We start from the raw sequence: 22,433 nt of genomic DNA on the forward strand, positions 1-22,433 counted from the left end.
TTAGCGATGCAAGTTTCGCTTCAGTCGTATTGCCGGTAAGGCACTCTGGTCCTGGGCAGCATCGGTCGGGATGGCGGTGTCGATATAGATTGTGGCGCGCAGAAACGCATCTCGGGCAGCGGTTGAGTCACCAGTTAACTCGGCGGCGACCCCAAGGTTGTTCAAAAGCGCGCCGGCAAATTCTTTGATGGCTGTATCTTGAACAGAAATTGACCGTTCAGCCTGGTGGTAATAGACAAGGGCACTTTCCGGATATGAGTAGTACTGGAAGATGTAACCAATATTGAACGCCAGCCAGCCGGTTATACGGGATGCGGCTGGTTCAGAAAGGACGCGAGCAATATCCAGTCCTTTTTGGAATTCGACAAGAGCGACTTGGGGTTGGGCAAGTTCATTGTAAGCGAAACCGATATACCCATGAATTACTGCCTGACTTACATTGTCTCTTTTTATTTCCTTTTTCTGAAGGAGTTTTGTTAATCGGGCGATAGCGTCGCGCAACTCGCGGTTCTCAAACATCGTGTCGATTGAAGCCAGCTGACGATTAAGTTCAGGAGAAAGGACGGTGCGAAGGGTGGTGTCGAGATATACCCTGCCCAGCATTCGGGTGTAAGCGATGAGGTCAACTTTAGCCAATTCAACTGTTTTTCTTTCGGGTTCATTTTTGGGTGGCTGGGAAAGAATTCGGGCGAGAAACAGAAGGATGACAATAGCGACCACACCGATCGTAACCCAGAGCCACAGATTGCGGATTGACAGTCCTGATTTAGGCTTTTTGTTTTTCTTTGGCACGCCGAATTTTAATCCAACATAACTTTTCTGTCAATCTTTCGGTAAAAATCACTAACTTCGGGGAAAGATGGCTACAGTGTTGGCTGGCTCATTTACGGTTTTGTCGAGTTTACCTGTTTTAACCTCGGGCTCTTTGCGAGATTAAGTATGCTAAAATCAATTGCAGGCGTGCAATTGTTTTACCTTCAATCGTCATAGTGGTAATGGTTCGATAAGTTAACAAGATAGCGGTTCGCCAATTCAATTCTGGATTCGCTGGCAGGACGAATCCCGGATTGGCTACCTGAGTCATTACCCGGTTCAAATAGATGGGGAATGGGAGATTGAGTTGCCAAGCCCTTATATAAACCCGGTCTGGCGTTAGGGCCGGGTAATTTTTAACGGGTGTCTGGTATGCTGATTTATTTGCTTTTAGCAGGTTAACATTGCAGTTACTCTGATGCACCCTTTCTATCACAGTTTTATATTGTACCGTTTTTACCCATTTGTGGGGATTTTTCGATTGCTTCGCAAGAGGTTTAGATAGAGGAAAGTGATAAGAAAAATGGTGGTAAGATAGAGCATTTCAATAAGCAGGCAATTTCTCAGGAACACCGAACCCTTGACTTAAGGTAATTTTTTAGGTATAATTCGCATCAATTTATTGGTTAGTTTAGTTAGAACGGAAATGAAGGAATAGTTTTTTGTTTTATCCCAAAGGAGGAATTTTGGTTAAGATATTGAAAAAGCAGGTGTTAGCGCCACAAATTAAGATGTTTGAACTGGATGCGCCCGAAATCGCCCAAAAGGCGCAGCCAGGGCAGTTTGTTGTAGTGCGGGTGAATGAAGAGGGGGAAAGAATACCTTTGACTGTGGCGGATACTCGTCCTGAGGAGGGGGTGTTGGTAATCGTTTTTCAGGAGGTTGGTAAGTCCACAATGCTTTTAGGTACGCTTGAAGAGGGTGAGATGATTATGGACCTGATTGGACCCCTTGGGAAACCCAGTGAAATTGAGCGGTTCGGAACGGTGGTGTGTGTTGCCGGGGGTGTTGGAACGCCGGAGATTTTTCCGGTTGCCCGGGCGCTGAAACAGGCGGGAAATAAGGTGATTTCAATCATCGGGTTCCGGAATCGGGAGCTGGTTTTGATGGAGGAAAAGATGCGTGCTGTTTCCGATGAGTTGATTGTTGCGACCGATGATGGTTCGTACGGGGTTAAGGGTTTTGTCACCGATGTTTTAAGGCAGGTCTTGAATCGGGGGGAAAAGGTGGATAGGTGTTTTGCAGTTGGTCCGGTAATTATGATGAAAATGGTTTCGCTTCTTACGAAGGAGTATGGTGTACCGACCGTTGTCAGTTTGAACCCAATAATGTTAGATGCGACCGGGATGTGTGGTGTTTGCCGGGTTGAGGTCGACGGTGAGACAAAGTTTGCCTGTGTTGATGGCCCGGAGTTTGATGGCCACAAGGTCAATTTTGACCAGTTGATGGCACGGTTACGCACTTATGTTAATGAGGAAAAACAGGCGGTGGAACTTTTCCTGAAATCCCGGGGTTGCGGTTGCGAAAAAGGAGGTGCCCGTGGCTAAGATCAGTCCAAAACGAACACCGATGTCCGAGCAACCGGCGGACAAGCGGCGGCACAATTTTGATGAGGTCCCTTATGGGTACACGCCCGAGCAGGCAATGGCTGAGGCACAGCGTTGTCTCCAGTGCAAAAAACCCTCCTGTGTTAGCGGTTGTCCGGTTCAGGTGGATATTCCGGGTTTTATCCGTGAGGTAGCACAGGGTAATTTCCTTGAAGCGGTTAAAATTATGAAGCGGACGAATGTGTTGCCCGCAATATGTGGCAGGGTTTGTCCCCAGGAAGTACAGTGCGAAGGTGCCTGTATTTTAGGTAAGAAAATGGAGCCGGTGGCGATTGGCAATCTGGAACGGTTTATCGCCGATTGGGAGGCAACCCAGCCCGAGTGTGTGATGTGCGAAATTCAGCCGGCAACCGGGAAGAAGGTGGCGGTTGTTGGTGCCGGACCCGCCGGGTTAACAATTGCTGGTGATATGAGGAAGTTAGGGCACAGCGTGACGATTTTTGAGGCGCTGCATAAACCGGGCGGGGTGCTGATGTATGGAATTCCTGAGTTCCGGTTACCTAAGGCGGTGGTGGAACGGGAGGTGAACTTTCTGCTTTCGATGGGTGTGGAACTGAAACTTGATTATGTGGTTGGGAAGTTGAAGACAATTGATGAGTTGCTGGGCGAATACGATGCGGTTTTTGTCGGCACCGGTGCCGGTTTGCCACTCTTTATGGGAATCCCTGGTGAGAATAGCCTCGGGATTTATTCGGCGAATGAGTATCTTACCCGTTCCAATCTGATGAAGGCTTACCTGTTTCCCAAGTACGATACGCCGATTGTTCGGGGTAAGCAGGTGGCGGTGATTGGCGGCGGCAATGTGGCGATGGACGCCGCGCGCACCGCCTTACGATTGGGTGCGGAACGGGTGGTTTTAATTTATCGCCGCTCTCGTGATGAGATGCCAGCGCGGGCGGCAGAGATTCACCATGCAGAAGAAGAGGGTGTGGAGTTTCAGTTATTGACCAATCCGGTGCGCTACATCGCTGATGAGCAGGGTTGGGTTAAGGAGGTGGAGTGTCTGCGCATGGAATTGGGCGAACCGGATGCTTCGGGCCGGCGGCGGCCCGTACCGGTGCCGAATAGCGAATTTCGCATCCCGGTTGATACGGTGGTAGTGGCGATTGGCAACAGTCCCAACCCGCTAATCCCCCAGACAACACCGGGTTTAGAGACTACCAAGCGGGGAACGCTGCTCGTTGACCCGAATACCGGCAAGACCACAAAGAAGGGTGTTTTCGCCGGGGGCGACATTGTTACCGGGGCGGCGACCGTGATTCTGGCGATGGGGGCAGGAAGGGTTGCGGCTAAAGCGATGGATGAGTTCCTGCGCACCGGGCAGTGGTAGCAAAATGGGAGGTGTTCAGTTATGAGTAGAAGCGACATTGTCCGCCGGTTGCGGAAAAGGAAGATTGGCGTTTTGATGGGCGGTTGGTCAAGTGAGCGGGAGGTTTCGCTCCTATCTGGTCAAAGGGTTCTGGAGTCGTTAAAACGACAGGGTTATCAAGCGGTTGGCATAGATATAAACCGTAGCTTTGTTGACCAGATACGCCAGGCAAAGATTGATATGGCGTTCATTATCCTCCATGGCCGCCCCGGCGAAGATGGAACGATGCAGGGTTTTTTAGAGCTTTTGGGGATTCCCTATACCGGTTCCGGGGTTACCGCATCAGCCATTGCGATTGACAAGGTGTTTACCAAGATGCTTTTCCGACAGATTGGCATCCCGACCCCGGATTTTGTAAGCGTTGGTAAGGATGATGATGTTGCGGAAGGGTTAGCAGAAGCGGAAAAACGTTTCGGGTATCCAATGATTGTCAAACCGCGCTGTGAAGGTTCGAGTGTCGGGATTGAACTCCTCGAAGGTAAACGGGGTGCTCTGGACCGATGCGAGCGGGTCTGGCGTGGTTTTAGTGAAATGCTTATTGAACCGTTTATCGATGGAATGATTGCCACGGTTGGTATTGTGGGCGAGCAGGTTTTACCGATACTGGAACTGGTCCCAAAACAGCACAGATTTTACAGTTATGAGGCAAAATATATCCGGGGTGAAACCGAGTTTATTGTCCCGGCACGCTTGAGTAGCCGGGTCGAGGCGAAAATTAAAGAACTGGCGATGAAAGCCTATCGGGGCCTGGGTTGCGAAGGGTTTGCTCGGCTCGATTTGATTGTCAAAGATGAACGTCAACCATACTTTCTCGAGGTGAACACCCTTCCTGGATTGACCGATATTTCCGACCTGCCGGTGCAAGCCGAAGCCGCGGGCATCTCTTACGACGACCTGATTTTCCGAATTCTGGCTGATGCGCTGGAATGACATTAACAGATGATGCGGGTATTTCTTGACTGAAAATATTTTATGAATAAGATTGGTGATTATGATTCGTGACCGAAGGTTAAGAAGACATTTGAGTATCCGGCACCGGATTACCGGAACACCGGAGCGACCCCGGTTGTGCGTCTTTCGAAGCAACCGGCATATGTATGTACAGTTGATTGATGATACTACGGGTCGGGTGCTGACCGGTGTTTCTACTCTGACGCCGGAGTTAAAAGATAAAAAGGGAAAACCCACCGAGATGGCGCTTGAGGTGGGAAAACTGGTCGCGGCTAAGGCGAAGGAACGGGGGATAACAAAAGTGGTTTTTGACCGCGCCGGTTATCGGTACCATGGCCGGGTCAAAGCAGTTGCTGAAGGAGCGCGCCAAGGAGGTCTGGAGTTTTGATTGAGGTTTTAACTGAGGGTGAGATTACCCAGCAGGAACCCGAATTTATTGAACGGGTTATTAATATTAAGCGAATTTCCAAGGTGATGAAAGGCGGCAAGCGGATGCGAATTTCGGCGGCGGTGGTTGTAGGCGATGGCAAAGGACAGGTAGGAGTTGGACACGGTAAGGCGGTAGAGGTGGCGAGTGCAGTGCGGAAAGCGGCGGCGCGGGCGCGCAAGGAGATGGTAAAGATTTCTTTCCGGGGTCATACTATTCCTCACGAAACAACGGGCAAGTTTGGAGCGACCAGGGTGTTGATTAAACCCGCCGCACCAGGTACCGGTCTGATTGCCTGCCCCCAGGTGCGCGCCGTACTCGAAGCGGTGGGGTTGCGCGATGCCCTGAGTAAGGCTTATGGGTCGCGTAATCACTACAATACCGCCAAGGCAACGATAATTGCTTTGTCCAAGTTGCGGACGCTTGACCAGGTGGCAGCGGCCAGAAACAAGCCGATAGGTTATTTTGTAGAGCGGAAGGGCGATGAAAAGGTTGAAGGTTAAACTGATCAAGAGTCTTATTGACGAAAAAGAGGAGCATAAGCGGACCGCTTGGGCGCTTGGTTTGCGTCGGGTTGGTGCCGAGCGGACCCATAACGATTCGCCGGTTGTGCGGGGAATGATTTTCAAAATCAGACATCTGGTAAAAGTGGAGGAGTTATGAGAATAAATGAGTTGAAGCCGGCAACCGGTGCGGTGAAGAAAAAGAAGCGGGTAGGCTGTGGGCCTGGTTCCGGGCACGGGAAAACATCGTGTCGGGGCCACAAGGGTATGGGGCAACATTCGGCGCCAGAATTTGACTCCCGGTTCGAAGGCGGCCAGATGCCATTCTATCGCCGGATTCCTAAAAGAGGTTTTAAAAATCCAACCCGCGTTGAGTATGAGGTGGTTAATCTTGATGACCTGGCGAAATTGAGTGAGGAACAGATTACGGTTGAGACACTTTTAAAAAATAAACTGGTCCGACGCGGAAAGTATGTGAAGGTCCTGGGCAAGGGTGAAATAAATCGTCCCATTACAATCACCGCCCATGCATTTTCCGCAACTGCCCGGCAGAAGATTGAAGAAGCCGGCGGCAGGGTGGCGATTCTTACATCAAAACCGACAGGAGTTGTTAATTGACCGGTAGCGTTCCCAATATTTTTAAAATTCCGGACCTGCGAAAAAAGATTTTGTTTACGCTGGCAATGGTGGTGGTTTACCGTTTGGGTACTCACATACCGGTACCGGGGATAAACGCTCAGGCGCTGGGCTGGACTTTGCGGCAGCTTCAGGGAACGATATTCGGTCTTTACGATATATTCGTAGGAGGCGCACTTTCCCGGGCGTCGGTTTTTGCCTTAGGAGTAATGCCTTACATCTCAGCGTCAATTGTATTTCAGTTGCTGGGCTCGGTTTTCCCATTTCTTGAGAAATTGCAGCGGGATGAAGAGGGGCGGAAGAAAATCAATCAGTACACACGCTATGCCACCGTGCTCTTGGCGGTAATTCAGGCGGCAAGCATCTCGGTTTACCTTGAGTCGCAGCCCCCCACACAGTTTGGTTCGATTGTTCTCCAGCCCGGTCTATTCTTCCGTTTAATGACTATATTTACCCTTACTGCCGGCACAATTTTTGTAATGTGGCTGGGTGAACAGATTACCGACCGGGGTATTGGCAATGGCATTTCCTTTATAATTCTTATTGGCTGTCTGGACAGCACCCCACAGGACCTGGCGCGGACCTTCCAGCAGGCTCGTATTTCTTCCTGGTTCTGGCTTTTGATTGTAGTGGCGATGGTTTTCGTAGTTTATGCGGCGGTGGTTTTGATGACGATGGCGGTGCGTAAGATTCCGGTGCAATACCCTAAGCGCTTCGTGGGGCGGCGTATGTATGGTGGCCAGAGTACCTATATCCCACTGCGGGTTGTTACTGCCGGCGTCATTCCCATCATTTTTGCTCAGAGTTTAATTGTTTTTCCTTCGACCTTTGCCACTTTTCTCAAACTGCCGTTCCTCGATTGGGTGGGGAGATTTCTGGCGCCCGATGGTTGGCTATACAACCTACTTTACGCGGTGTTAATTGTGTTCTTTACTTACTTCTACACTTCAATTGTGTTTAACCCCCGTGACCTTGCCGATAATATGCAGCGCTATGGTGGTTTCATTCCCGGTATCCGCCCCGGTGAAAAGACCGCCGCTTATATCGACCGTAGTCTTTCATTACTTACTCTACCCGGTGCGCTGTTTCTGGTAGTTATTGCACTTTTACCCTGGGTTTTGATGAGCGCCTTCCGGGTGCCTTTCTATTTTGGTGGCACAACACTGTTGATTATCGTTGGAGTCGCTCTTGATACTCTGCAACAGATTGAAGCCCATCTGGTGATGCGGCACTACGAGGGTCTGGTCAAGGGCGGCAAATTCACGGGCCGGCGTTTCGGCTAAAGACCGGCGCTCCCGGCGGTGGAATTTCTCGAACTTCTCCGGCGCAAAAGAGACCGGGGTCGCCTTACTCCCCAAGAGATCAATTGGTTAATAAATAGCTTCACCGGCGGGTCAATTCCTGATTATCAGATGGCGGCGTTTTTGATGGCGGTCTATATTCAGGGGATGAACGTGCGGGAGACGGTGGCGATGACGCGGGCGATGATGAATTCGGGCCGGGTATTGGATTTAAGCACGCTATCCGGGCCAAAAGTTGATAAACATTCTACCGGCGGTGTGGGCGATAAGGTTTCACTAATTCTCGCGCCACTGGTTGCGGCCTGCGGTGTAATTGTGCCGATGGTATCAGGTCGCAGTCTCGGGCATACTGGTGGAACTCTTGACAAATTGGAGGCGATTCCCGGTTTTAAAACCAATTTGGGACTGGACGAATTCACCCAGATTCTGAAAAAAATTGGTGTCGCAATTATCGGACAGACCGCCGAGATGTGTCCGGCAGACAAAGAGATGTACGCGTTGCGTGATGTTACCGCAACGGTCGAATCGCTGCCGCTTATTACCGCAAGTATTATGGCGAAGAAACTCGCCGAAGGTATCGACGGGCTGGTGCTTGATGTAAAAACCGGTCAGGGCGCCTTTATGCGCCGTTTGCGAACAGCACGACAACTGGCACAACTGATGCTTGCGGTTGGTGCCAAAATGGAGAAAAAGGTCGTGGCATTGATAACGGCAATGGAACAACCGCTTGGTAATACGGTGGGTAATGCGCTCGAGGTGCGCGAGGCGATTGCGGCGTTGAAAAACCATTGGGCACCAGACCTTAAAGAGTTAACATTTGCTCTTGCCGAGGAGATGCTTCTTCTGGCAGGGCGCGCGCAAACACGACCGCAGGCGCGCCGGCAAATTCTACGGGTTTTAGAAAGCGGCCGGGCACTACAAAAATTTCAACAGATGGTTGAAGAACAGGGAGGAGATCCGGCAGTGGTAGAAGACGAGAGACTACTGCCCGTGGCGAATTATAAGCGTGAGTGCTTGGCTGAAAGAGAAGGTTATATTCGGGTGATTGATGCTTATCAGGTGGGAATGCTGGGGCTGGATATCGGTTTAGGCCGAAGGCGGCTTACGGACCGGGTTTCACCGGGTGCCGGTTTTGTTTTTCGCAAAAAAGTGGGTGACCAGGTGCAGAAAGGTGAGGTTCTGGCTGAGGTTTTTGCCGACACGGATATTAGCGCTGAGCGGGTTGCCGCGCGTCTTGCAAAATGCTTTACCTATTCGGAACGTCCGGTGACAACGGGCAGAATGATTCTTGAACGTCTGATAACACCTAAAGAGTCCCCAAAGGGTCGAAGAGGCCGGCACCGGCATAATTGTGAGTAACAATATTATCGGACCCGAACCAACGGTTCAGAGTCGGGTTAATGAATTGCTTGAGCCTGCCCTATACGGGGGTGGGGTGAAGCGGGTGCGATTGATTCAGACTCACACCTCCTGGGTTTTTATCGCCGGTGATTTTGCCTATAAGGTGAAAAAGCCGGTGAATTTTGGTTTTCTTGACTACACGACGCTTTCTGCCCGGAGGTTTTTCTGCTACGAGGAGTTGCGGTTGAATCGGTATCTATCACCGGACCTTTACCTTGGTGTTGTGCCGATTGTGGAAAGGAAGGGACGGTTGCGATTAGGTGGCGGCGGTCGGGTGATTGACTACTGCGTGAAGATGCGGGCGTTGCCCCAGCGGGCAATTATGACCGAGCGACTGAAAAGAGGCGAGGTGAGTTTTCAGCATATTGATGAGATTGCCCGGCGGATTAGTGAGTTTCATCGGAAAGCGGAGCGAGGCAAACAGGTTGCACAGTACGGCAGTAGCGAGATAATTAAACTGAACTGGGATGAGAACTTCGCCCAGACAATGGAGTTTCGGGGAAAAACGATTTCCCCCCGGATGTTTCAAGAGATTAAAGGGGCGGTGGAACGGTTTATCGCTGAAAATCGGGACACCTTCCGCGACCGAAGGCAGCGCGGTTTTGTTCGGCGCTGTCACGGTGACCTGCATTCGAAAAATATCTTTCTTGCCGACCGGGTTTATATCTTTGACTGTATTGAGTTTAATCCTCGTTTTTCCTGCGGTGATGTGGCTTCTGAGGTGGCGTTTATGGCGATGGATTTAGACTTTTTTAACCGCCACGACCTTGCAAACTTTTTTCTTGAACGGTACCTGGTTTATTCGGAAGACAGGGGTTTTCTCAAACTTTTGGATTTCTACCGATGTTATCGGGCATATGTTCGGGGTAAAGTCACCAGTTTTCAATTGAACGACCCCACGGTTCCCCAACGGGCAAAAAAGGTAGCGCTTGTCACGGCGCGACGGTATTTTGCACTTGCCAGCCGTTATGCCCGGTTAATGACAGAGAAAAATTGGCTGATGGTGGTGTTTGGACTGCCTGGTGTTGGCAAGAGTTACCTGGCAAAGCGATTTGCGATGAGACGCCTGGCGATTCATCTGTTGTCCGATTCGATTCGCAAACAGTTGCTCGGGATTCCGATTGATGAGTCGCGGTTTGAGGGGTATGGTAAAGGGATTTACACCGCCGATGTCAGCAAAAGGACATATGAAGAGTTGCTCAAGCGGGCAGAAATTTTTTTACGAGGAAAGCAGAGCGTGATTCTGGACGCAACCTTTCTTTCGCCCGAGACCCGCAACCGATGTCGCGAGCTCGCACAAAGGTTGGGTGTTAAGGTGTTATTTGTCTGGGCAAATTGTCCGGAGAAGACGGTGGAAAGGCGACTGCAACGGCGGGCAAAAGAGGGCGGTTTTTCAGATGCTAATCTTGAAGTTTATCAGGCGATGAAGGCAAGGTTTCAACCCCCGGAAGACCGTGCTGATTTAATTACGGTTGACACCCGGGTTCCGATAACAAAACTGTTTAAGAAAATTGAGCGCGCATTACTTTATTTCTGATGTGCATCTCGGAATGGGGTCACCTGTTGCCGAGAAGCGGTTTACCGATTTCCTTTTGAGTATAAAAGGCAAGGCCCAAGGGCTTTATATCCTTGGCGATCTATTTGAGTTCTGGTTCGAATATCGGCGGGTGGTGCCGAAAATCGAGTTTGAGGTTTTGGGCCGGATGCGAGATTTATCGGAAAGCGGCACGAAAATTTTCCTATTTCGAGGGAATCACGATATCTGGTTCAAAGGGTGGTTAGAAAAAGGATTGAAGGTCGAGGCGCTGTATGATGAACAGGAGATGATGATTGATGGGTTACGGGTTTACCTGGCGCACGGTGATGCCTTAGACCGGGGCTTTGTACCCAGAATTTTTCGTTCCTTGATGCGATGTTCAATCAACGGTTTTCTATTTTCCTGGTTGCATCCTGATATCGGCATCGGGCTGGCGCGCCGTATTGCGGTTCGGAGCCGGCAGGGGATGGAAAAACAGGGTGCAGCGTTGAAAGTGCAGGCGGCAATGCTTCAGTTTGCACGCGAGAAGATTGCGGCCGGTTGCGATGTGGTGATGTTGGGGCACTCCCATATTCCTGAGATAAGAAATTTCGATGCCGGGGTTTATATCAACATTGGAGACTGGCTAAAAAATTTTACCTACGGGATGATTAGCAACGGTAAAGCAACGCTTGAGCGTTTTTGATGAAGAATTTCTGGCAATTTTTAAGACTTGGTGCCGAGCGGGGTGTTCGGGCATTTGGGAAACTTTTATTGATTGTTGCACCGGTTTATACGCTCGTTACCGCATTGAAGTATACGCCGGTTCTTGCTGCTTTTGCCCAGTTTATGGCGCCGTTTATGCGTTTTTTCCGTTTGCCGGGTGAGGCGGCGATGGCACTGATTTTGGGCAATTTCATCAATATCTACGCTTCCCTGGGAGCGATTACGGCACTAAAAATCACCGGTGGTCAATTGACGGTGTTGAGTTTGATGATACTTATTTCTCATTCACAGATTCTTGAAACGGCGGTCTTCTTTCAGATTCGGGCAAAGTGGTGGCTTTTGTGGTTTGTTCGGCTGGTGGTTTCACTACTGGCGGGTGCGGGACTCGCAGTGCTCATTGTGCGGAACGGTTCTGGAGGGGGCGGAAATACGGATTTTTCTCTCCTGCGGCAAGAGTTTGTGCTTGGGCCGGCTTTACAGGGATGGGCGGAAGGGCTTTTCAGTACCGGGGTCAAGATGCTATTGGTGCTGGTGGGTATTTTTATCCTGCTGGAACTGGCACGGGGTTACGGGGTGCTAAAAAAAGTGCTATCCGCGGTGAAGCGGGTTATTGGATTTATGGGCTACAACGAGGCAGCGGCAATGCCCTGGCTTGCCGGTAATGTGTTTGGAATTGTGTTTGGCGCCGGACTGATTGTTGAGTCGGTCAAAGAGGGTGGATTGACACCGAAACAGGTGACTCTGGTTGCTCAGTTTCTGGCGCTGTGTCATGGTCTATTTGAGGACACCGCAATATTTATCGTTCTCGGCGCAAACCTTTTCTGGATTGTGGTGCCGAGGATAGTTCTGGCGGTTATTGTCACTTGGATTTTAAACCGGTGCCTGAAGGAAAATCAGGGGTTGACAGAAGTGAAGGAAAACTGATAATAAAAAGAGCAAGAAAGGAGCAAAGGTGAAAATCAACTTGACGATCAAAAGAAAATGGCGGGGTAAAGTAAGAGTGCTACTTGTCTTTGAAGGGGAATTTGATACCGATGGATTGATTGACCGGCGTTTTGGCGGAAAATTTGCCGAGACGGGAATTGCGGTGAAGGGTGACAATAGAGTGGTGCTGGGTGGTTTAGGGAAACGGACCGAGTTTGAATTGGAACGGGTTCGAGTCGCCCTGGCAAAGGTTTTGCGCCGGGCTGGTGAGTTGGGTGCGGACGAGGTCGGGCTTCCCATCACTGCCGGACTCAAGGTGGATAGTAAAAGTTTTGTATCCGCTGCGGTTGAGGGGGCGATACTCAGCGGTTATCAATTTCGTAAGTTTCGCACAGTGAATGAGGATGTTGTAAAGGTTGATAGAATGGCTATTTTAGCCGAGAGCGAGAGGGAGGTCACCGAGTTGCGGCCAGTGGCTGATGATGCGGAGCGCCGTGCTCGAGCGGTTTGTTATGTCCGGGATTTGGTTAACGAGCCTTCTGCCAGCAAAGCGCCGATGATGCTTGCGGACCGGGCAAAGGAACTGGCGCAAGGAGAACGGGTTACGATTAAAGTGATGGATGCAGCGGAACTCGAGCGGCTGGGAATGGGCGGCATAATCGGTGTTGGTAAAGGTTCCCACAATCCACCCTGTATGGTCCATCTGACCTATAAACCTAAAGTCAAGCCCAAGCGGACGATGGTAGTCGTCGGTAAGGGCATCACATTTGATTCGGGTGGACTCTCCCTGAAAACTGCCCAACAGATGGAGTCGATGAAAGATGATATGGCGGGTGCGGCTACGGTTTTCGGGTTATTTAATTATCTTCGGGAGGTTGATATACCGGTCGTAGTTCATGGGTTGACACCACTGGCTGAGAATTTGCCCGGGGGTGGTGCCCAGAAGCCTGGTGATGTGATTCGCCACTTTAATGGTAAGACGGTTGAGGTGATGAATACCGATGCGGAGGGCCGCTTGATTCTTGCGGATGCGCTTGCCTACGGTGCAACTTTGAAGCCTGACTTGATGATTGACATTGCGACCCTGACCGGTGCCTGTGTTGTGGCGCTGGGCAATGAGATTTCAGGAGTACTGGGTACCGATGAAAAGACGATTGCCCGGCTGATTGCCATTGGTAAGGAAATGGGTGAGTACTTCTGGCAGTTACCGTTGTTTGAGCGGTACCGTTCCCACATGAAAAGCGGGGTTGCGGACTTTAAAAATATCGGCAAACCGCAAAATGCCGGGACAATCATCGGTGGACTATTTCTATCCGAGTTTGTGCCGAAAACGGTGCCCTGGGTGCATATTGACATTGCCGGCACCGCCTATACCAATGAGGACCGGGATTATTGCCCGGCGGGCGCCACCGGGGTACCGTTGCGAACACTCATCGCGCTTTTTGCCGGAACAATCGATGACACCGGCAGTTGAGTTTACCGGGGTTACCGTTGTATTTCAAGATACGGTTGCCCTGCAGGATGTTTCGTTCAGTCTTGCCAAAGGGGAGTTTTTAGGTGTCATCGGTCCAAACGGCTCGGGCAAGACCACGCTTTTGAAAACGGTATTGGGATTGATTCAACCAATTCAGGGTAAAGTGACTGTTTTAGGCGCAAGCGGCGGTCGCATCGGTAAGGTAAGAACCTTGATTGGTTATGTGCCCCAGCGTAAGCCGATTGATGTAAACTTTCCGGTAAATGTGCGGGATGCGGTTTTGATGGGAACTTACGGGCGGATAGGACTTTTAAAGTTCCCCGGGAAAAAAGAACAGGCAAAGGCACAAGCGGCGCTGGCAGCGGTTGGTTTGGAGGATATGGCGTTTCATACGGCAGGCCATCTTTCGGGTGGGCAGCAGCAGCGACTGTTTCTTGCCCGGGCACTTGTAGGAGACCCAGAGTTACTTTTGCTTGACGAGCCTACGGCCGGAGTTGATGTGGCAACTCGAGGACAGATTGTGGAATTGATACGGAGGGTTCATCGGGAGCGGCGGTTGACGACGATTTATGTAACGCATGATGTCAATGAGGTGTTGCCTTGTGTAGACCGAGTGATGTTTCTCAACCATACAGTCAAGGCTCTTGGTTCCTGCGATGAGGTTTTAAACCCGGCGGTTTTAGGTCAACTTTATGGCACGCCGGTTGCGGTAGTGGAAAGAGAGGGCCGAAAATTTTTGCTGGTCGATGACCGCCATGCTTGATTTTTTGAATTACGGGTTTGTTCGTAACGCCATTCTCGGTTCCCTACTTGTGGGTACAGTCTGTTCGCTCATCGGGGTGTTTGTTGTTTTACGCGGGCTGGCATTTGCTGGCGCCGGTATTGCCCATGCGGCGTTCGGGGGAGTGGCGCTCGGATTTTTACTTGGGGTTGATCCCCTTTTAACCGCAGTTGTCTTTTGCCTTGTTACCGCCGGATTGATTCAGGTAACCGGTAAAAGGACAAGTTTGCGTCAGGACACCGCTATCGGCGTCTTTTTTGCCTTTACGATGGCGCTGGGGGTTTTGTTTATCGGGTTTATGCGCCGCTACGACGCGCGAATTTATGGTTACCTGTTCGGAAACATTTTAGGAGTTACACCGGGAAATTTGCTGATTATGGCGGGGCTGACAGGCATCGTGCTGCTTTTCATCGGGTTGTTTTATAACCAGTTCAAGTTTCTGGCTTTTGATGAGGAGATGGCGCAGGCAAGCGGTTTGCCGACGGGCGTTCTCGGGGGGTTACAACTTGGACTGCTGGCGCTTGTTGTGGTAGTTTCCATTAAGGCGGTTGGGGTGATTTTGGTTGAGGCGTTGCTTGTGATACCAGCGGCAACCGCCTATCAACTTACTAACCGGTACGGAATGATGTTCTTTTTATCCTGGGTGGTGGCGATTGGTGCCTGTTGTATCGGATTGATACTTTCATATCTGCTTGGTGTCCCTTCCGGAGCCACAATCGTTTTGGTGGCAGCGGTAGGGTTTGGTCTGGCTGCAATATTTTCGCCCAAAAGAAGAAGGTGTAAGGTATGCGGGAAAAAGTTGTCCTGATGGCGTTAACCTTAATTTTTGTTACCGGATGTCCTGAAGCGAACAGAGAAGGCCGGTTTGTCGAGACCGATTCACGCCCATTGGTTATCACAACGCTTCCTGACCTTGCCGATTGGGTACTTCAGGTGGGTGGTGAATCGGTAGCGGTTCAATCGCTTATTACCGGGGCAGAAGAGCCGCATAGTTACGAACCGCGGGTTGCCGATGCCGAAAAGCTAAAGAAGGCGACATTGGTTGTGCGGGTCGGTCTGGGTTTAGATGATTGGCTAAACGGTTTAATCGAAAATGCCCGTAACAAGAGGCTGAAAATACTAACGGTTTCCGACAAGGTGGAGGTTATCAAAGATGAGGATGTTGCGGGAGCGGCAAAAACGCACCATCATACTCATGAGTATGGCAATCCGCACATCTGGCTCGACCCTGATGTTGCTAAAATAACGGTTAAGAAGATTGTTGAGATATTAAGCGAATTCAATCCAGCGAGGAAAGAATTTTACCACAAAAGGGGCGATGCTTACATTAAAAGGATTGACAGTACCGTTGCCGAGTTGAGAAGGTTCGCTGAAGATTTACCGAGTCGAAAGTTTGTTGCAATGCACGAATCCTGGCCCTATTTCTGCCGGGCTTTTGGGTTTGAGATGATAAGGGCGGTTGAACCTTTACCAGGACAGGAGCCATCGGCGCAAGACATCGCCCGTCTCGTTCAGATAATAAGGCAGGAAGAAGTGCGGGCAATAGTGATCGAGCCGCAGCACAATCGGGATTTGGCAGACGCCCTTGCCCGCGAGACCGGAGCAAAGGTTATTGTCCTGGCATCGACAACCGGTTCGCTGCCTTCAGTTACCAACTATCTAACTCTTCTCGAATACGATGTGAAGACGCTGGCAGCTGCGTTGTCCGGCAGCGATTGAGCAATTGTTCAGGATAAGGTGTAAACGGTAAGCAACTGGCCACGGATTCGGTACTGGCGGAGCGGTCTCATTCGTTCTTTTAGTGTCAGCGGAATTTTATTCCAGAGGAGTTGGTCAACTTCGTTTTCCCCGATAATGATATGGGTGACACCAAAGCGATTTATTGGGTCGTTGATGTTTGCCCAGTCGGTGATGGCGACTGCCCTTTTTCGGGATTCAATCATCAGGGGTGGTGCCCAGGAGCCAGCGACGACCGCATCCTGTGGCAAGATTTGGTCCAGGTCGCGGGCTGAAGAAATTAGAATGTAGGTACGGTTGGAAAACCAGTTGAAAAATTGTCCCAGGTCAAGGCGCAGGGAAAACAAAAGCAGCAGGGCGGCGATAAATGGTTTCAGCGCCCGCAGTGCGCCCAATTTTTTGGCAGTGAAAAAACGGTATAGTGCGGTACCGATAATGCCGGTTGCCAGCGCGATTATTAAAGCGAGTATTGTTATGCCCGACTCGTTACCCGGTGCCGGGTAGTTGCGGAATCCGGCAATATGAAGAAGTAACTGAACGACAAGGGGCCAGAGATAAATGGCGTAGAGGATGCTATTCAAGAAAGAAAGCGGACTTTCGGTTTGCGTTCTCGTTTTCGCGTTCCGAAAGGGACCTTGTGTTCTGTCCTTTCCCGACATAGGAGAGGCAGAATTTGGTTTTGGGAAAAGCCATTGGCTGATGGTAATAGCAGCGGCGGCAATTAGAGGGGGAAGGATGACAATTTCGTAGCGGGGTGGTCGGTAGTTCATATAGCCGAGCATCAAAACGCCAAAGATAAACCAAAAGAGGAGATAGCGCGAGGATTGCTTCTCCTCGGGTTCGGCTTGACGGGTGGCGTGCATGGGCAGGGACAAAAATCCTAATAGGGCAATCCACACTAACCGGGGCAAAAGTCTTGAACGGACACCGATGGTAAATGTATTGAATAGGTACGCAATCAAAGTTTGAGGATGGCCAGCCGGCGATTCACTTGAGTGCCGAAGGACATATTGAAGGTACTGATTGCGATAGGGAAGGAAAACTACTATCAACCAGATGAGGATTGCACCGATTGCGCCAGCAGTAAACCAGCCAAGGCTAACGAGAAACCGACGGCGTTCTTCCTGCTGGGAACGAGCCGAAAGCCCGCGGTTAATGAAGAGCAAAAGCAGCGCGGGCAGGATGAAAACGGCGGAGATTTTTATTAAGAGAAATGTGGCGAAGGCAAAAAAACCGCTCAATAACATCAGGATGGGTTTTTTCAGTGATTTTACCCAGAAGAAACCGGTGAGTAATAGAAAAAGAATCTGGACTGTTTCGATAAGTCCGAGACGGCTGTACATCACCAAGGGGTAACTCAAAGCAAGGAACAGACCGGCGAGCAGTGCCGCGATTTCTCGAGCGGTATGGCGAATCAACAGCGCCATTATCAGTACCCCAAGGACCCCACTGAGAACCGAGAGAAGTTTTACCTGAACGAACCCGATGCCTAACAGTTTGAATATCAGGGCAACAAGGATATTAACCAGCGGATAGATGCAGAAGGGTAAAAAGTCGTCTTGGTGCCAGTTGCCATAGAGGACAAAGTTGCGTGCCGAGTAGGTGTTCAAACTTTCATCGGTGTATGGAGCAAAACTCCAGGAAAGGTCTGGTGGTGGGTCAGCACGCAGGTCGGCGGTTCGTACGAGAAGGGCGATTAAAAGAATAGCAGCGAGGAGAAGCCAGAAATGGCGGTGGGCAAATAGTTCAATCTTGTGGGCGATGTTGGGACGATTATCTGGTTGATTTTTACGCACTGGAGAGTTTTTTTTCATTCTCTTATTTCTGCCAGCGGTCAAACTCCTGTTTGAGGCTGGCAAGGAGGTTTTCGAAGAATTCCCGACGGCGAGAAAGTTCCTGCTGGGCACGGACGCGGCGCGTTATATCAAAGCCGATGTCCAAAATTCCAATCACTTCGTTGCTTGTGTTACGCCAGGGCTGCTTGGCAATCGCCAGCCAGATGGTTGTTTCCTGTTTGGGGTCACCGAGCGCAAACTCCAGTTGCGCTCCTTTGCCTGTTTCCAGAACCTGGCGGTCATAGGAACCAAGGAGCGCGGTGACCGTGGCTGAGAACAGTTCGGCATCGGTTTTGCCTACGATGTCGGTGCCGGAACCAAGTAACCTGCGGGCGGTTTCATTGGCCGCGACATAACGGTGTTCCCGGTCTTTAAATGCGACCAGCACCAGTGGGTTTTCGATAATTGCCTGGAGCCGGGATTGGGAGTCCTGCCACGCCTGTTCTACTTTTTTCCGGCTGGACAGATTTTTCACGAGAGCCAGCGCGCCGTTGTCCAGAGGATAGGTGGTCAAAGAGAACCAGCCAGCGAATCGGTCGCGGCCATCGTTATAAAAAAACTCCTGATACTGAGAAGTACGTTCGAGCAGGGTGCGACGAAAAGGAAGCGCCATCCCGGTTTTTTCCATCTCCGGGTAAAGTTCCCAGAGTCGTTTACCCACGGCTTCTGCAGCGCTGACCCGGGTTTCCTTTTCCGCACCTTTGCTCCAGGCGGTTACTGTCCACTCTTGATTAATCGCAAAAAAGCCGTCAGCAGGGCTGTTGAGTAATGAGGTGATATCGGCATTTTTTTTGCTCAACAGTTCTTCGAGGCGCTTCTCCCGGGTAATGTCAATGGCAAGGGCTTCAAATGTGCGGCGGCTGGCAAAAGTTATTGCCCGGCCAGTCATTTTGACCCAGTTTGTTTCGGTCGGTGTTTTTACGACCCGAAACTGGTAATCAGGTGGATAAATACCGCTCTTTTTTGCTTCCGACTCAATCTGCTGAACTCGGCTGATGTCTTCAGAATGGATGCGGGCAAAAAGCGCCGAGTTGTCGGTCATAACCACTTCCCGGGATACGCCAAAGATATTTTCTACTGAAGGGCTTATGGCGATGATGCGTCCTTCGTCGCTGAATCTGATGATACAGACATCCTGGGCAGACTCTACCAGGCCGCGGTAGCGTTCCTCACTCTCGCGCAGCGCCTGTTCGATTTTCCTCCGGGCGAATTCGATATCCCGGATGTCACCCGGAACTGCTGTCCAGTTGTTCTCAGTCTGTTGAGTTTGCGAGAGTTGTTCCTGAGCCTTTTTCAATTCGGTTAGGTCTTCATAAATTATCGCAATTTGCTGGACCACGCCTTCGGCGTTCAGTAAAGGAAAAGCGGTGGTGCGGACACACACCTTTTTCCCGGGTGTGCTGGCGAGTCCGAGTTCTGCAGCATCGTACCAAAATGGCGGGGTTTCGACCCGGGCACCGGCAAGCAGGCGTTTTATCTGAGGTTCCAGCAAACCGGTGCGTTTTAACCCTTTTTCTTCAAACAAGTTTATGCCGGGTGGTGGTAATTTACCCAGCAGTCGTTCGGCTGCTTTATTACTCTTTATGAGATTACCGCTGGTATCAAAGATTTCCACTCCCACCGGGCTGAAGTCGATAAAACTATCAAAGAGTACCCGGGCGCGGGCTTCGGCTTTTTTCCTTTCCGCCTCTTCAAATGCCGCCTGCTCTTCAAGCAGCCGCTTGGGGTCTGGTCCCTTCGGAAAAATCATACCTCGATTATTAGCTTTCGTAAGCCGGCGGCCCGGCTCGAACGGGCGACCTGCGGTTTACGAAACCGCTGCTCTGCCTGCTGAGCTACGCCGGCATTTTTCGAACGATTTTAGCGATTGAACAGGGTCTGGTCAAGGAGACGGTATTTCCTGATAATTTCTGTTTAACATGATTGAGGTTAATACTGAAGTAAAAGATGTATTTATATCCGAAAAAGTCGCAAAAAGTGACAAAATTTCATATCCTCCACAGTCCGGGTACAGTTCCCGGGATAGCCTTCCATCCCCCGGTTTCATTGTCCTTTTAACCATATCCATTTGGATAATGAAGACTTTTCTACATTCCGTTCTATTGTTCTATCTAACTCCTGGCAGACGTACAACCCTTTTGATTATCGGCGGCGTGGTATTAATGCGAACAAAGTAGGTGCCGGCAGGAAGATTGCGTAGATTAAGAAAAGACCCTGGTGTAACGGTCTGAGTTGCTACAGGTGAACCGGTGATGTCGAACAGAGTGACGGTTAGCGGTGTTTTAGAAGTTCCGTCTACGATGAGCCGGACGATTGAGTGTGTCGGGTTGGGTACAAGAGATACATCTGGTATAGTCAGGATGGGTTGTTCAGCGATGCCGGTGCCAATGACGGTGAAGGTGTCGGGAGGAGTGGTAACATTAGCCATTCCGTCCGAAAATTGGAAGTAAAACTGATGTTGTCCGGGGGCAAAGCCTGTCCGGCTAACGGAAAAGATAACACCACTGGCATAATTATGGCTTGACGGAATTAGATTGAAGGTGTCCTGATCGACAATTACGGTGCGAATTGTCGGTAAATTGGTGTCGGCGTCGACATAGCGAATATTGAACCAGAAGGGTGTAGTTTCTTCCCCGCTGTCCGGAATGACGCGGGCGTTAGTGAGGAGGGGCGGCGAATTCCGATTTACGGTAAAAGTTGGCGTTCGATCGGCGTAAAAACGACAAGGTACGGTAGTGTCGCGAACATAACTGCCACCAATTGGATATACCGCCTGGGTGACAGCCGCCGCATAAAGGTAGCCGGATGAGTTAGGCCAGGGCCCAAATCTGCGGTCGGCAGTAAACCGTGATATCGGACAGCGAAGAGAGAGAAGGTTCCCATTTGTCTGGGCTTCGATATCACCGACCCGTTCGTAGGACTGGGTATAACGGTTGATGGCATAAAGGCCCGTGGTGTAGATTGTAAGAATGTTGGCATAGCTCATTACGAAGACGAAGCTATCGGTTGGAGCTTCGGGATTGACAAAACCGAGGGAGTAGATGTAATAAGGTTGCGGGAATGTGTAAGTGGGCCAGCTGTTATGGTTGTTGCGGAGACGGGCGTAAAAATGGTCATTAGAGCGAGAAACCCAGGCGCCGTTAATGTCGAGCCAGGGACCTTCGGGTTGGATAGCATCTCCGGTGGTCTCAGCAGCAACCGAAGCGAGAAGTGACGAACCCGGGGGCCAGATATTATTAATGTTAAAAGGGGAGTGGGTGGCGTAACCTGATTCGTCGGCAGCGCGGATGTAATAATAAACGGTACCCGATGCTGGCGCGACAAGAGATGCCTGCCAGGTACTTTCGTATCCCGGTTCGGTGAGGCGGGTCATAATTTCTTCCTGCCAGGAGTTTTGACCATCAAGAGAGTAAAAGAGCGTTACCGTTGGGTTGAGGTTTTTTGTCTGGAGGGCAAAATGGCAGTCAGCATTGATAAATACTGTTTGTGCCGGGGCAGGCGCTGAATTGCAAACAGCTGCTAATGTGGGTTGCGCAGTTGTGGTTTTTAGAAAGAGCGGAATTAGCAGCAAAACGGCTCGAGTGAAGTTCACACTAAATTCTACAATAAACAACAACAACGGGCAAGTAATTTTTGACACTAAAGTTTGGTGATGTCAGTACCGATTGCTATCGTGTCGATTTGTTTGGGTTAAATTTTACACTAAAGTTATATAAGATATAATATATAACCTAAAGGAGGAAAAAGATGGAAAATATCACCGAAAAAAGAGGGATGCCCCTTTTAGGGGACGATTTTCCGGAAATCAAAGTGTCAACGACGCACGGGTTAATAGAACTGCCGAAGTTCTTTGCCGGTAAGTGGTTTGTGCTTTTCAGTCACCCGGCAGATTTTACTCCGGTGTGCACGACAGAGTTTGTTGCGTTTCAAAAGCGCTACGATAAATTTCGAAATCTTAATTGCGAACTGATTGGATTGAGCGTTGACCAGGTGTTCTCGCATATCAAGTGGGAGGAGTGGATTAAAGAGAAACTGGGAGTTGAGATTGAATTCCCGATTATCGCCGATACCGGCAGGGTTGCCAGTATGTTAGGACTAATTCATCCGAATAAGGGGACGAATACGGTGCGGGCGGTTTTTGTGGTTGATGACCGCGGTAAAATCAGGATTATTCTTTACTACCCGCAAGAACTGGGGAGAAATATGGATGAGATTTTACGTGCGGTTGAGGCGATGCAGATTGCCGACAAGTATAAGGTGGCGATGCCCGCCAACTGGCCCAACAATGAACTCATTAAGGACCGGGTGATTGTACCGCCGGCGAGCGATGTCAAAACGGCAAAGGAGCGATTGGAAAGGGCAAAGGCGGGCGAGTTTGAATGTTTTGACTGGTGGCTCTGCCACAAGAAGTTAAATCTGTAAAGGAGGAAAA

General features: G+C 50.3%; 21 protein-coding genes and 1 tRNA gene. 17 read left to right on the forward strand and 5 right to left on the reverse strand.

The genetic code is table 11. From position 1 onward, the window contains the following. The gene (locus HPY86_05860) at positions 1 to 792 is read right to left on the reverse strand and encodes a hypothetical protein (GenBank protein NPV14439.1); all 792 of its coding nucleotides are present in this window, start codon (positions 790 to 792) and stop codon (positions 1 to 3) included. Between the two features lie 707 nt (positions 793 to 1,499). Here HPY86_05860 and HPY86_05865 point away from each other — a divergent pair. The 16 genes from HPY86_05865 (at position 1,500) to HPY86_05940 (ending at position 16,148) form a co-directional block, all read left to right on the forward strand. Further along, on the forward strand, positions 1,500 to 2,360 hold the full coding sequence (locus HPY86_05865; GenBank protein NPV14440.1) for a sulfide/dihydroorotate dehydrogenase-like FAD/NAD-binding protein: 861 nt from the start codon (positions 1,500 to 1,502) through the stop codon (positions 2,358 to 2,360). Continuing rightward, positions 2,347 to 3,750, forward strand: coding sequence for an NADPH-dependent glutamate synthase (gltA, locus tag HPY86_05870; protein NPV14441.1), 1,404 nt, complete (start codon positions 2,347 to 2,349; stop codon positions 3,748 to 3,750). Before HPY86_05865 ends, gltA begins: the two co-directional genes overlap by 14 nt. A gap of 21 nt (positions 3,751 to 3,771) precedes the next feature. Then, positions 3,772 to 4,719, forward strand: a complete 948-nt coding sequence (locus HPY86_05875; GenBank protein NPV14442.1) for a D-alanine--D-alanine ligase — start codon at positions 3,772 to 3,774, stop codon at positions 4,717 to 4,719. Positions 4,720 to 4,780: 61 nt separating this feature from the next. Then, complete coding sequence (gene rplR, locus HPY86_05880) at positions 4,781 to 5,128, forward strand: 50S ribosomal protein L18 (GenBank protein ID NPV14443.1); 348 nt, start codon at positions 4,781 to 4,783, stop codon at positions 5,126 to 5,128. 23 nt (positions 5,129 to 5,151) lie between these two features. Further along, entirely contained in the window at positions 5,152 to 5,670 is a 519-nt protein-coding gene (gene rpsE, locus HPY86_05885; GenBank protein ID NPV14444.1) for a 30S ribosomal protein S5, read from the forward strand. After that, entirely contained in the window at positions 5,651 to 5,830 is a 180-nt protein-coding gene (gene rpmD, locus HPY86_05890) for a 50S ribosomal protein L30 (GenBank protein ID NPV14445.1), read from the forward strand. The genes rpsE and rpmD overlap by 20 nt, the downstream gene beginning before the upstream one ends. Beyond that, positions 5,827 to 6,288: a 50S ribosomal protein L15 gene (gene rplO, locus HPY86_05895; protein NPV14446.1), complete on the forward strand. Its 462-nt coding sequence runs from the start codon at positions 5,827 to 5,829 to the stop codon at positions 6,286 to 6,288. The genes rpmD and rplO overlap by 4 nt, the downstream gene beginning before the upstream one ends. Then, positions 6,285 to 7,589, forward strand: a complete 1,305-nt coding sequence (secY, locus tag HPY86_05900; protein ID NPV14447.1) for a preprotein translocase subunit SecY — start codon at positions 6,285 to 6,287, stop codon at positions 7,587 to 7,589. The genes rplO and secY overlap by 4 nt, the downstream gene beginning before the upstream one ends. An 18-nt stretch (positions 7,590 to 7,607) precedes the next feature. Beyond that, complete coding sequence (locus HPY86_05905; protein NPV14448.1) at positions 7,608 to 8,966, forward strand: thymidine phosphorylase; 1,359 nt, start codon at positions 7,608 to 7,610, stop codon at positions 8,964 to 8,966. Further along, a complete protein-coding gene (locus HPY86_05910; GenBank protein ID NPV14449.1) occupies positions 8,959 to 10,545 on the forward strand; it encodes an AAA family ATPase in 1,587 nt (528 codons plus the stop codon). The genes HPY86_05905 and HPY86_05910 overlap by 8 nt, the downstream gene beginning before the upstream one ends. Beyond that, on the forward strand, positions 10,520 to 11,230 hold the full coding sequence (locus HPY86_05915) for a UDP-2,3-diacylglucosamine diphosphatase (protein NPV14450.1): 711 nt from the start codon (positions 10,520 to 10,522) through the stop codon (positions 11,228 to 11,230). The genes HPY86_05910 and HPY86_05915 overlap by 26 nt, the downstream gene beginning before the upstream one ends. After that, positions 11,230 to 12,174, forward strand: coding sequence for a hypothetical protein (locus HPY86_05920; GenBank protein NPV14451.1), 945 nt, complete (start codon positions 11,230 to 11,232; stop codon positions 12,172 to 12,174). Before HPY86_05915 ends, HPY86_05920 begins: the two co-directional genes overlap by 1 nt. Positions 12,175 to 12,202: 28 nt before the next feature. Further along, on the forward strand, positions 12,203 to 13,648 hold the full coding sequence (locus HPY86_05925) for a leucyl aminopeptidase (protein ID NPV14452.1): 1,446 nt from the start codon (positions 12,203 to 12,205) through the stop codon (positions 13,646 to 13,648). Then, positions 13,632 to 14,411, forward strand: a complete 780-nt coding sequence (locus HPY86_05930; GenBank protein NPV14453.1) for a metal ABC transporter ATP-binding protein — start codon at positions 13,632 to 13,634, stop codon at positions 14,409 to 14,411. The genes HPY86_05925 and HPY86_05930 overlap by 17 nt, the downstream gene beginning before the upstream one ends. Continuing rightward, entirely contained in the window at positions 14,404 to 15,237 is an 834-nt protein-coding gene (locus HPY86_05935; GenBank protein ID NPV14454.1) for a metal ABC transporter permease, read from the forward strand. The genes HPY86_05930 and HPY86_05935 overlap by 8 nt, the downstream gene beginning before the upstream one ends. Further along, positions 15,216 to 16,148 (forward strand): zinc ABC transporter substrate-binding protein, encoded by a 933-nt coding sequence (locus HPY86_05940; GenBank protein NPV14455.1) that lies wholly within the window; start codon positions 15,216 to 15,218, stop codon positions 16,146 to 16,148. The genes HPY86_05935 and HPY86_05940 overlap by 22 nt, the downstream gene beginning before the upstream one ends. A gap of 8 nt (positions 16,149 to 16,156) precedes the next feature. Here the strand turns inward: HPY86_05940 and HPY86_05945 are convergent, their stop codons facing one another. From HPY86_05945 to HPY86_05960, 4 genes are all read right to left on the reverse strand, one after another. Further along, the gene (locus HPY86_05945; GenBank protein NPV14456.1) at positions 16,157 to 17,980 is read right to left on the reverse strand and encodes a hypothetical protein; all 1,824 of its coding nucleotides are present in this window, start codon (positions 17,978 to 17,980) and stop codon (positions 16,157 to 16,159) included. A gap of 4 nt (positions 17,981 to 17,984) precedes the next feature. Further along, complete coding sequence (locus HPY86_05950) at positions 17,985 to 19,751, reverse strand: PAS domain S-box protein (protein NPV14457.1); 1,767 nt, start codon at positions 19,749 to 19,751, stop codon at positions 17,985 to 17,987. 22 nt (positions 19,752 to 19,773) lie between these two features. After that, positions 19,774 to 19,846: transfer RNA gene (locus HPY86_05955), tRNA-Thr, on the reverse strand. A 262-nt stretch (positions 19,847 to 20,108) separates the two neighbouring features. Then, the gene (locus HPY86_05960; GenBank protein NPV14458.1) at positions 20,109 to 21,593 is read right to left on the reverse strand and encodes a T9SS type A sorting domain-containing protein; all 1,485 of its coding nucleotides are present in this window, start codon (positions 21,591 to 21,593) and stop codon (positions 20,109 to 20,111) included. Between the two features lie 155 nt (positions 21,594 to 21,748). Here HPY86_05960 and HPY86_05965 point away from each other — a divergent pair, with 155 nt between their 5' ends. Further along, positions 21,749 to 22,423 carry a peroxiredoxin gene (locus tag HPY86_05965; GenBank protein NPV14459.1) on the forward strand — a complete coding sequence of 225 codons (675 nt, stop codon included), beginning with the start codon at positions 21,749 to 21,751 and terminating at the stop codon, positions 22,421 to 22,423. The last annotated feature ends 10 nt before the right edge of the window (positions 22,424 to 22,433 follow it).

The sequence above is a fragment of the candidate division WOR-3 bacterium genome, from assembly GCA_013177935.1.
Taxonomy (GTDB): domain Bacteria; phylum Hydrothermota; class Tepidihabitantia; order Tepidihabitantales; family Tepidihabitantaceae; genus Tepidihabitans.